This is a genomic window from Enterococcus gallinarum, assembly GCF_021496385.1.
In the GTDB taxonomy this organism is placed as follows: domain Bacteria; phylum Bacillota; class Bacilli; order Lactobacillales; family Enterococcaceae; genus Enterococcus_D; species Enterococcus_D gallinarum.
The window spans coordinates 1,523,610-1,535,000 of sequence record NZ_CP050816.1 but is presented as its reverse complement, the minus strand read 5'-3'; the positions used below and the strand labels follow the sequence as shown (position 1 = coordinate 1,535,000).

Sequence of the window (11,391 nt, the reverse complement as noted above, 5' to 3'; positions counted from 1 at the left end):
CCCCTAGTCCAAACAGTGCTCTACCTCCATCATTCTCAATTCCGAGGCTAGCCCTAAAGCTATTTCGGAAGAACCAGCTATCTCCAAGTTCGTTTGGAATTTCTCCGCTACCCACACATCCCCGCACTTTTCAACATACGTGGGTTCGGTCCTCCAGTGCGTTTTACCGCACCTTCAACCTGGACATGGGTAGATCACATGGTTTCGGGTCTACGACAACATACTCATTCGCCCTATTCAGACTCGCTTTCGCTGCGGCTCCGTCTCTTCAACTTAACCTCGCATGCTATCGTAACTCGCCGGTTCATTCTACAAAGGCACGCTATCACCCATTAACGGGCTCTAACTTGTTGTAGGCACACGGTTTCAGGATCTATTTCTCCCCTTCCGGGTGCTTTTCACCTTTCCCTCACGGTACTGGTTCACTATCGGTCACTAGGAGTATTTAGCCTTGGGAGATGGTCCTCCCGGATTCCGACGGAATTCCTCGTGTTCCGCCGTACTCAGGATCCTCCTAGGTGTGAGCCAGATTTCATCTACGGGGTTTTTACCCTCTTTGACATACTTTTCCAAGTATTTCGACTATCTGTTTCAACTACCATATCGGAGTCCTACAACCCCAACAAGCAAGCTTGTTGGTTTGGGCTTTTCCCGTTTCGCTCGCCGCTACTCAGGGAATCGAATTTTCTTTCTCTTCCTGCAGGTACTTAGATGTTTCAGTTCTCTGCGTCTACCTCACAGCTGCTATGTATTCACAACTGTGTAACATCCTATAAAATGCTGGGTTCCCCCATTCGGAAATCTCTGGATCATAGCTTACTTACAGCTCCCCAAAGCATATCGGTGTTAGTCCCGTCCTTCATCGGCTCCTAGTGCCAAGGCATCCACCGTGCGCCCTTATTCACTTAACCTTTGACCTTACGGTCGGTGAGTACTTCTTCTAGCGATAGAAGGTTGCTCAAGAAAATAAGCGTTGAACTTATTAAAAAACTCTTTAACTTGTCAACTCGGTGTGTGTTACTTGTTTTGATTTTCTTCGATATCCAGTTTTCAATGAACAAACTTAACGACCTCTGTCGTTAATGGAGCCTAGCGGGATCGAACCGCTGACCTCCTGCGTGCAAAGCAGGCGCTCTCCCAGCTGAGCTAAGGCCCCGGGTATTTATCTTTGAGAGTAGACCTCTCAAAACTGAACAAAGGCAAACGATGTGTAGTCTTCCGTACTATTCCTTAGAAAGGAGGTGATCCAGCCGCACCTTCCGATACGGCTACCTTGTTACGACTTCACCCCAATCATCTATCCCACCTTAGGCGGCTGGCTCCAAAAAGGTTACCTCACCGACTTCGGGTGTTACAAACTCTCGTGGTGTGACGGGCGGTGTGTACAAGGCCCGGGAACGTATTCACCGCGGCGTGCTGATCCGCGATTACTAGCGATTCCGGCTTCATGTAGGCGAGTTGCAGCCTACAATCCGAACTGAGAGAAGCTTTAAGAGATTAGCTTAGCCTCGCGACTTCGCAACTCGTTGTACTTCCCATTGTAGCACGTGTGTAGCCCAGGTCATAAGGGGCATGATGATTTGACGTCATCCCCACCTTCCTCCGGTTTGTCACCGGCAGTCTCGCTAGAGTGCCCAACTAAATGATGGCAACTAACAATAAGGGTTGCGCTCGTTGCGGGACTTAACCCAACATCTCACGACACGAGCTGACGACAACCATGCACCACCTGTCACTTTGCCCCCGAAGGGGAAGCTCTATCTCTAGAGTGGTCAAAGGATGTCAAGACCTGGTAAGGTTCTTCGCGTTGCTTCGAATTAAACCACATGCTCCACCGCTTGTGCGGGCCCCCGTCAATTCCTTTGAGTTTCAACCTTGCGGTCGTACTCCCCAGGCGGAGTGCTTAATGCGTTTGCTGCAGCACTGAAGGGCGGAAACCCTCCAACACTTAGCACTCATCGTTTACGGCGTGGACTACCAGGGTATCTAATCCTGTTCGCTCCCCACGCTTTCGAGCCTCAGCGTCAGTTACAGACCAGAGAGCCGCCTTCGCCACTGGTGTTCCTCCATATATCTACGCATTTCACCGCTACACATGGAATTCCACTCTCCTCTTCTGCACTCAAGTCTCCCAGTTTCCAATGACCCTCCCCGGTTGAGCCGGGGGCTTTCACATCAGACTTAAGAAACCGCCTGCGCTCGCTTTACGCCCAATAAATCCGGACAACGCTTGCCACCTACGTATTACCGCGGCTGCTGGCACGTAGTTAGCCGTGGCTTTCTGGTTAGATACCGTCAAGGGATGAACGTTCTACTCTCATCCTTGTTCTTCTCTAACAACAGAGTTTTACGATCCGAAAACCTTCTTCGCTCACGCGGCGTTGCTCGGTCAGACTTTCGTCCATTGCCGAAGATTCCCTACTGCTGCCTCCCGTAGGAGTCTGGGCCGTGTCTCAGTCCCAGTGTGGCCGATCACCCTCTCAGGTCGGCTATGCATCGCGGCCTTGGTGAGCCGTTACCTCACCAACTAGCTAATGCACCGCGGGTCCATCCATCAGTGACGCAAAAGCGCCTTTCAACTTTCTTCCATGCGGAAAATAGTGTTATACGGTATTAGCACCTGTTTCCAAGTGTTATCCCCTTCTGATGGGCAGGTTACCCACGTGTTACTCACCCGTTCGCCACTCTTTTTCTTTCGGTGGAGCAAGCTCCGGTGAAAGAAAAAGCGTTCGACTTGCATGTATTAGGCACGCCGCCAGCGTTCGTCCTGAGCCAGGATCAAACTCTCATAATGATTTGTTTGAACGATCCATAGGATCGTTAAGCTCAAATAAAATTAACTTTGCTAGCTATTGCTTGCATGTATTTTGCTTCATAAATGAAGCGCCCTACACATTGGTTCGTTTGCTTGCTTTGTTCAGTTTTCAAAGGTCTACTGCGCTGCGTTAGCAACTTTTAAATCATATCAGATCAACAAGCGAATGTCAACTCTTTTTTCAAAAGTTTTTTCAAGCGATTGTTATTTAATCACTCTTTATCTCTCAGCGACTTTTATATCTTATCATCTCGAAAGCTTTGTGTCAACAACTTTTTTGAAAGTTTTTTCTAACTTTTTAAGTTGTTTTACCTAATGCTTTCTGACGACTTTGTTATAATAACATCTGTCTTGATCTTCGTCAACATTTATTTTGAAAAAATATTTGAAAGATTTAAACAGTGACTATCACAAAGACAAATACTAATATAGCAATTCTACTGCGAAAAATCAACAAAAAACAAAGCTTTTTCTCAACATTTTTTTTAGCCGAATCTTTCTTCTATTCTTTATCTCATCGTTCGCTTTTATAGCAATAATTGCGTTTTATAACTATTCGTGTTCCTCAATCGTTCCTGTTTATATGAACAAGCAGAAACGCTGTCCATTAAGTAAGATCCCTTATAAAGAAAAAACCATCTGATTGTCGCTAACCTACAACAACCAGCTGGTTTCTTCGCAGAGGATCTGCGCTATTTCAAAACATCCTTACTAGATTGAACCACAGGAATATATATTCTAAAAATCGTTCCTTGCCCAATCACACTTTCTGCAGTAATGCGCCCTTTATAACTTTCCAATAATTGCTTAGCAATGGATAGTCCTAACCCATTTCCCCCTTTGGTTCTTGCTCTCGCCTTATCCACTCGATAAAATCGATTGAAAATTTTATCCAAGTCATCTTTGCTGATTCCTTCACCAAAATCTTGAATTGCAATCTCAAACGTTTGTCGATCAGAAGAAATAGATAAATGGACCTCTTTGCGATCTGTGGAGTACTTGACGGCATTATCTAAGATGATAATAATAATCTGTTCGAAATGATTCCGATAAATTTTTAAAGTCAATTCGTGGTAAAGATCATCATCCAATGTGAAAACAAATTCCGGGTAAAGAATTTTAAAATTATTAAATACTTGGTATACGACTTCTTTGGCTTTTGTCGTTTCATTCGCATAGTGGACATCTACTTGCTCAGCTCTGGAAAGGTCGAGCATTTCCTGCACAAGTGTCTTCATTCGACTGATTTCTTGCATGCTGGCTGCAAGCGATTCATCTAATACTTCTGGATCGTCCTTGCCCCAGCGCTGCAACAGGCTCATATGTCCTTCAATGATTGCCACTGGCGTCCGTAATTCATGAGAAACGTCCTCTACAAACCGTTCTTGCTGCTCGATATATAGCCGCATACGGTCGAGCATCTCATTAAAGATGTCTGCCAAATCAGATAATTCATCATTTGTATTCAGTTCAGGCATATGCACGGTCGATTGGGGATTCTTTCGAACGGTTTCCATTGTATCCCGCAAAACTTTCAGTGGCTGCAAGAAATAAGCAGATAAGAAAAAACCTAAAACGCTACTGAGAATCAAGGAAACGACTTCAAGTATGATTAGCGTTAACAAGAGCTTACTGCGAATTTCATAAAAGGAGGTCAGTTCATAAAATGTCTGAGCATAACCAATTTTTTCTCTCGTTTCTTTTGAGTAGATTGGCTGGATCGACAAAAAGCCTGTAATATTGTCCAATGTCACGATCGTGGGCGGCTTTCGCTGCACATCGATCAGAGAAAGATTATTTTCATGGGTTTTGAAAATCAATTCCTGATTCAGATTATAAACAAATAAGCTCAAAGGAGACTGGCCTAACTCGGAAATAAACGAGTCGATCTTCATTAAGTTCCCATCAATTGTTGAAGTTCGGTCGTAGATGCTCGTATCACCACTATCGTTCTTAGTTAAATTGCGATAGGTACGCACCAATGTCAATTCTTGGTCTGAATTGGCTAACCTAGAAGCTACTTCCGACATCGTACGCTCCACGTTATTTTCTTCTTTAGCCACAAGCAGGTTGATAGACGTTTTGTAAGTGATGACTGCAAAAATTGTAAAAACAACAAATATAAAGAAAGAACTTGCGAAGGCCCACTTCACAGTCAAAGAAGGCCCCTTCAGTTCTTTTAGTTTTTTCATTCTTTTTTTTAAGCTCACGAACGCATCACGTATCCTGTCCCCCGAACAGTTTGGATATAGCTCTCTTCTCCAGGTACGTCGATCTTATTCCGTAGATAACGAATATACACATCGACTACGTTTGTTTCTACTTCTGTTTCATAACCCCAAACTTTGTTCAGCAGAACATCACGGGCTAAGACGACATTGACGTTCTCCATCAAAGTAAGAAGCAACTCGTACTCACGCTTCGTCAATTCAATGACATCACTGCCTCGACGCACCACACGGTTTTCTTTCTCGATGGTTAAATCACGATAAGTGATCGTCGTTTGTTTGGCAACATTTTTGTCTCCTTCAATGTCGATTCGACGTAACAGCGCACGCAAACGAGCTAGTAGCTCTTCAATCGCAAAGGGTTTCACAATATAATCGTCTGCTCCGTGATCTAGCCCTGAGACCCGATCGATCACTGAATCTCTTGCTGTCATCATAATGATTGGCGTATTTTTGGTCTGGCGCACACGACGGCAAACTTCTAATCCGTTTAGTTCTGGTAGCATCAAATCAAGTAAGATGGCATCCCATTCATTGTTCAACGCTGCATCCAATCCAGTTCTGCCATTATAATGTACTTCGGTATTATAGCCTTCATGCTTTAATTCTAATTCCACGAATCGAGCTAAGTTCTTTTCATCTTCAATGATTAGAATATTACTCATTAGTTAGAGCTCCTTTATCGGTTATTCTGCATATAGTTAGACACTATCTGCTTTATTTTATCATGTATCTAAAAAATAAAAAAGAGATTGACCGAAAGTTCTCACTGTTCGGTCATTCTCTTAATTTGTTCTCAATTGTTCGACTTATTCTTCCTCATACCAAGAGTAGTGGTAAATTCCTTCTTTGTCCGTACGTTCATACGTATGGGCACCGAAATAATCCCGCTGTGCTTGGATCAAGTTTGCAGGCAAACGATCTGAGCGATAAGAATCAAAATAAGCAATTGCTGAAGAGAATGTTGGGACTGGTACGCCAGCTTGGACTGCCAATGCTACGACGTCACGAACGGATTGTTGATAGCGTTTTGTGATTTCCTTGAAATAGTCATCAAGCAATAAGTTTTCGATATCCGTATCTTTTTCATAAGCATCGGTGATTTTTTGCAAGAATTGCGCACGAATGATACAACCTGCACGCCAGATTTTAGCAATTTCACCAAATGGCAGTTGCCAATCATACTCTTTTGATGCGGTCCGTAATTGCGCAAAACCTTGTGCATAGCTCATGATTTTGCTGAAATACAATGCTTCCCGAATTTTCTCAACAAATTCTTGTTTGTCTCCTGTAAATTCGAATCCTTTAGGTTTTGGTAAGACTTGGCTAGCATTCACTCGTTCTTCTTTATAAGCAGAAATATAACGCGCAAAAACAGACTCTGTGATCAACGGCAGTGGAACACCAAGATCTAATGCACTTTGACTCGTCCATTTCCCCGTTCCTTTGTTGCCGGCAGCATCTAAAATCACATCAACGATTGGTTTCCCAGTACCTAAATCGTCTTTGCGTGTTAAGATGTCTGCTGTGATTTCGATCAAGTAGCTATCTAATTCGCCTTTATTCCATTCAGAGAAGATCTCCGCCATTTCAGAAACAGATAGCCCTAGAATTTTTTGCATCAAATCATAGGATTCAGCAATTAGCTGCATATCTCCATACTCGATACCATTGTGAACCATTTTTACATAGTGTCCTGCACCATTTGGTCCAATGTAGGTAACACAAGGAGTGCCATCTTCTGCTTTTGCTGAGATTTGTTCCAAAATAGGAGCCACTAACTCATACGCTTCTTTTTGTCCGCCAGGCATGATTGACGGGCCTTTCAATGCGCCTTCTTCTCCACCAGAAACTCCGGTACCGATAAAGTTGATACCAGAATTTGCTAATTCTTCATTACGACGGATCGTATCTTTGAAGAATGTGTTTCCTCCATCGATCAAGATGTCCCCTTTTTCAAGATGAGGCAATAATTCTTGGATGGTTGCGTCTGTCGCAAAACCCGCTTTGACCATCAAAAGAATGCGTCGTGGTGTTTCGATCGATTGTACGAACTCTTCAATCGTATAGGTTGCTTTAAAGTTTTTATCTGGATGTTCTTTTACTACTTCTTCTGTTTTAGATCCTGTACGGTTGAATAGGGCAACTGAATAACCGCGGCTTTCAATGTTCAACGCTAAGTTTTTTCCCATGACTGCCATACCGACAACGCCGATTTGTTGTTTTGTCATCACTCATCCTCCTAAGATTCAGTTATCTGTTTCATTATAGCGCAAAAGATAGTTGTTTTGAACTATTCTCTTTCAAAGAGTAAGAATTATTTCAGAAAAGTTCTAGTTTTCATGAAACTAATCTGAAACAAAAAGAAAAATCCTAAGGCTCCATGGTTAGCCTTAGGATTTTGAAATCCATTTTTCTGTAAAAAAGGATTATGCTTCTTTTGTTGCTACATCTTTTCCATCGTAATGACCACAGTTTGAGCATACATGGTGGCTTTTTTTCATTTCACCACAGTTTGCACATTCGTTCAAACCGTTGATTGTCAATTTGTAATGAGTACGACGTTTTGCTTTTTTCGCTTTAGAAGTTCTTCTTGCTGGTACTGCCATTTTGCTACACCTCCTTGTAAATGAAAGCAACCTTGAGGCTGCAATTTATTCCAATCCTACGCGTTATCATCTTCTGAATCATTGAACAGTTCCGATAATTTTGCAAGACGAGGATCAATTTGTTGGGCTTGCGCTTCTTTTTGGTTTGCATAGTCTTCTTCTGATAAAACAGCCCAGTCATTTCCTGACGGCATTTCTGTGCTATTTTTCTCTTCCTCAGTAAGGACTTGCATGGGAATCGCAAGTAATAGGTTATCAGCAACTGAATCATCCAAACTGATCGTCTGACCTTCAATGATCAAGACATCTTCTTCTGGAATCATTTCATCTCGCCGCTGAAATTGCTCTGGTGTCATGAAGAGTTCATCCACTGTAAAATCCATTGGCAAAGCAACTGGAGTCAATGAGCGTGTTGAAGGTAACGTGATGGTTGTCTCCACTCGATAATGTAGGAGATATTCATGTTTTCCAACAGACATCATGCCAGTGATTTTCACAGGAGACAAATCAATGATCTGTCCATCGCGTTTTATCAATTGATTTTTTAAGTTCAACGTTTCGTCGAACATTAGCGGTGTCTCTTGGTATTTTTTTAATTCCAATAAAGACCATTTCATTTTTATCACCCCTAAGCAACAAAAGCAATTATACAGGGGTTATTTCCCTTTGTCAATGAAATTTTCTTGACACCTTTTTCATTTCTACAGCTGTAATTTTACGCACAAAAAAGTGATTGCTTTTAGAGAAAAAAACAACAGACTCGCTACTTATGCACGAGCCTGTTGCCTCCATTAATCAATCTTTCGAAAGAAGATTAGATAGCTGTTGTTTCTCCACGGTAGACGATTCCACGACGAGAATCCACAGTAATCAATTCACCATCTTTGATCGTTGTTGTGGCATCTTTTGCCCCAACGATCACTGGAAGGTCTTTCGCAATGCCGACAACTGCTGCATGAGAAGTCAAACCGCCGTCTTCAACAACAAGTGCTGCTGCTTTCTCGATTGCAGGCATATATTCTTTATCTGTTGTTGGAACAACTAAGATCATGCCATCTTTTGCTTTAGCAATTGCTTCTTCTGCACTGTTGGCTACAACGGCATTAGAAACGATTGATTTTTCACCGATTCCTTGTGCTTCAAGCAATTTAGAACCGATCATTTGAATTTTCATCACGTTCGTTGTTCCACGTTCTCCAACTGGCACACCAGCAGTGATCAAAATCAAATCGCCTTCTTTGGCAAAACCAAGATCCACAGCTTGTTTAGCTGCTAATTCGAACATTTCGTCAGTTGTTGAAGGTTTTTCAGCAACTGTTGGATAAACACCCCAGTTTAACATCAAACCACGTTTTGTACGTTCGTCGAAAGTTACTGCCAAGATATCTGCATCTGGACGATATTTTGAAATCATTTTCGCAGTATAGCCAGATTCAGTTGCAGCAACGATTGTTTTTACACCAAGATTTTTAGCTGCACGTGCCACAGAAAGACCAATTGTTTCTGTTACATCAGTTTTATCAAATTGGTTGATTTGGAAAGTACTCATTTCTGCTAAAGCATTTTCTGCTTCGATATCGATACGAGCCATCGTTGCAACAGCTTGTACAGGATAGTCTCCGTTTGCTGATTCTCCAGATAACATGGTTGCATCTGTTCCGTCAAAGACTGCATTGGCAACGTCAGAAGCTTCTGCGCGTGTTGGACGAGGATTTTGTTGCATTGATTCTAACATTTGAGTTGCAGTGATAACTGATTTACCTACCGCATTACATTTTTTGATGATTCGTTTTTGAACCATTGGTACTTCTTCTGCTGGAATCTCAACACCCATGTCTCCACGAGCAACCATGATACCGTCAGAAACTTTGATGATTTCATCAATGTTGTCGATACCTTCTTGAGATTCGATTTTAGAGAAGATTTGTACATGAGTCATGTTCTTTTCTTCAAGAATTTCACGAATTTCTAAAACGTCTTGAGCTTTACGTACGAATGAAGCTGCGATGAAGTCGATATCATTGTCTAATCCAAAACGAATATCGTCAGCATCTTTTTCAGTAATACCAGGCAAGCTGATTGATACGCCAGGTGCATTGACCCCTTTACGAGAACCTAACATTCCTGCATTTTTAACAACAACAACTAATTCACGTGCTGCTTCGTCTTTTTCGATGATCTCCATATCGATCAAACCATCATCAAATAAGATATGGCCGCCTACATATACATCATCAAATAATCCAGGATAGGTCACTGCAATCTTTTCTTTTGTTCCTTTGTGTTCTGGGTCCATTGAGATACGTGTTTGGTCACCAACGTTGAATTGGATATAGCCGGCACGACCATAATCTGCTTCAGTTGTGTCTTGAACGGTTGTACGGATTTCTGCTCCTTTAGTATCTAAAAGAATCCCTACATCTTTACCAGTTTTCTTGACCGCTTCACGCACCATTGTCATACGTCCTAATTGTTCTTCATGATCTCCATGAGAAAAATTGAAACGGAAGACATTTGCACCGGCTTCGATCAGTTCAGAAATAATTTCTACACTATTACTTGCTGGTCCTAATGTGCTGACGATTTTTGTTTTTTTCATTACTAAACGCTCCTATTCATTTATTTAAAATAGCTTAATAAGCTTTTTTTACAAAATTACTGTTGCGTTTCATACTTCCTAAACTTAAAAGGAAATTTCCTTGTTCAAGTCGTATAAAGAAATATCTGGTTTGTGACGATTGTTTTCAAGCGTTTCGATGATATCTGCAGCAACCATCTGGTTGTTTTCGATACCGATGCACAATCCGCCTTTGCCTTGTTGAAGCAACTCAACTGCGTAAGCACCAAATTTACTTGCTAGAACGCGGTCTCTTGCGCTTGGTGATCCGCCACGAACAACGTGTCCTAAAATCGATACCCGCGTGTGGAAATCGCCATATTCAGATAATTTATCAGCAAATTCGTTTCCGCCCATCACGCCTTCTGCTAAGACGATCAAGCAGTGTTTCTTACCGCGGTCCCGTCCTTCACGAATTCGGTTCGCAACAACGGCCATATCAAAGTCATGTTCTGGGATGATGATCTCATCTGCCCCACCGGCAACTCCTGACCAAAGCGCAATGTCACCTGCACCACGACCCATTACTTCGATTACGAATGTCCGGACGTGAGAAGTTGCAGTGTCACGAATTCGGTCGATTGATTCCAATACTGTATTGATTGCTGTATCAAAACCGATAGTAAAGTCCGTCCCAGGAATATCATTGTCAATCGTTCCTGGAATACCGATCGCCGGAAAACCATGGCGTGTTAGAGCCATCGCACCATGATAAGAGCCGTCGCCACCAATAACGACCAACCCTTCAATACCGAATTTTTTCAGTTGTTCAATCCCTTTCAACTGACCTTCCTGTGTCGCAAATTCAGGATAGCGCGCAGAGTACAAGAATGTACCGCCTCGTTGGATCTTGTCACCTACATCTGCCACATCAAGACGGCGAATATCTCCAGCTACCAAACCAGCATAGCCGTAATTGATTCCATATACTTCCAGCCCATCAAAGATAGCCTTTCTTACAACTGCCCGAACCGCTGCGTTCATCCCCGGCGCATCGCCGCCACTGGTTAGAATTCCAATGCGTTTCATTATCCATTCACCTCATTAGTAGATTTGTTTAGGGAATTGGAACTCCCTTATTTGATACTTTTCAAGTAATAACCACGAGTAGTATTTTACCAT

At 42.5% G+C, this 11,391-nt stretch carries 7 protein-coding genes, 1 tRNA gene and 2 rRNA genes (1 of these 10 cut by a window edge); all 10 read right to left on the bottom strand.

What is annotated here, in order from left to right; genetic code table 11:
- Positions 1-911 (bottom strand): 23S ribosomal RNA (locus tag HED61_RS07555); it reaches 1,986 nt to the left of the window's first position.
- A gap of 172 nt (positions 912-1,083) precedes the next feature.
- Positions 1,084-1,156, bottom strand: a tRNA-Ala gene (locus HED61_RS07550).
- Positions 1,157-1,234: 78 nt separating this feature from the next.
- Positions 1,235-2,794, bottom strand: a 16S ribosomal RNA gene (locus HED61_RS07545).
- The 16S and 23S rRNA genes sit together here with 1 tRNA gene alongside, the layout of an rRNA operon.
- Before the next feature lie 713 nt (positions 2,795-3,507).
- Complete coding sequence (locus HED61_RS07540) at positions 3,508-5,007, bottom strand: HAMP domain-containing sensor histidine kinase (protein WP_081132372.1); 1,500 nt, start codon at positions 5,005-5,007, stop codon at positions 3,508-3,510.
- Between the two features lie 14 nt (positions 5,008-5,021).
- On the bottom strand, positions 5,022-5,708 hold the full coding sequence (locus HED61_RS07535) for a response regulator transcription factor (RefSeq protein WP_003127863.1): 687 nt from the start codon (positions 5,706-5,708) through the stop codon (positions 5,022-5,024).
- A 144-nt stretch (positions 5,709-5,852) separates the two neighbouring features.
- Positions 5,853-7,274, bottom strand: a complete 1,422-nt coding sequence (gene gndA, locus HED61_RS07530; protein ID WP_005472106.1) for an NADP-dependent phosphogluconate dehydrogenase — start codon at positions 7,272-7,274, stop codon at positions 5,853-5,855.
- A 198-nt stretch (positions 7,275-7,472) separates the two neighbouring features.
- Complete coding sequence (gene rpmF / locus HED61_RS07525) at positions 7,473-7,652, bottom strand: 50S ribosomal protein L32 (protein ID WP_003127860.1); 180 nt, start codon at positions 7,650-7,652, stop codon at positions 7,473-7,475.
- A gap of 56 nt (positions 7,653-7,708) precedes the next feature.
- A complete protein-coding gene (locus HED61_RS07520; protein WP_005472104.1) occupies positions 7,709-8,269 on the bottom strand; it encodes a YceD family protein in 561 nt (186 codons plus the stop codon).
- 197 nt (positions 8,270-8,466) lie between these two features.
- Positions 8,467-10,251 carry a pyruvate kinase gene (pyk, locus tag HED61_RS07515; RefSeq protein ID WP_005472102.1) on the bottom strand — a complete coding sequence of 595 codons (1,785 nt, stop codon included), beginning with the start codon at positions 10,249-10,251 and terminating at the stop codon, positions 8,467-8,469.
- An 84-nt stretch (positions 10,252-10,335) separates the two neighbouring features.
- Positions 10,336-11,298: a 6-phosphofructokinase gene (pfkA, locus tag HED61_RS07510; RefSeq protein ID WP_003127857.1), complete on the bottom strand. Its 963-nt coding sequence runs from the start codon at positions 11,296-11,298 to the stop codon at positions 10,336-10,338.
- Positions 11,299-11,391: the final 93 nt, after the last annotated feature.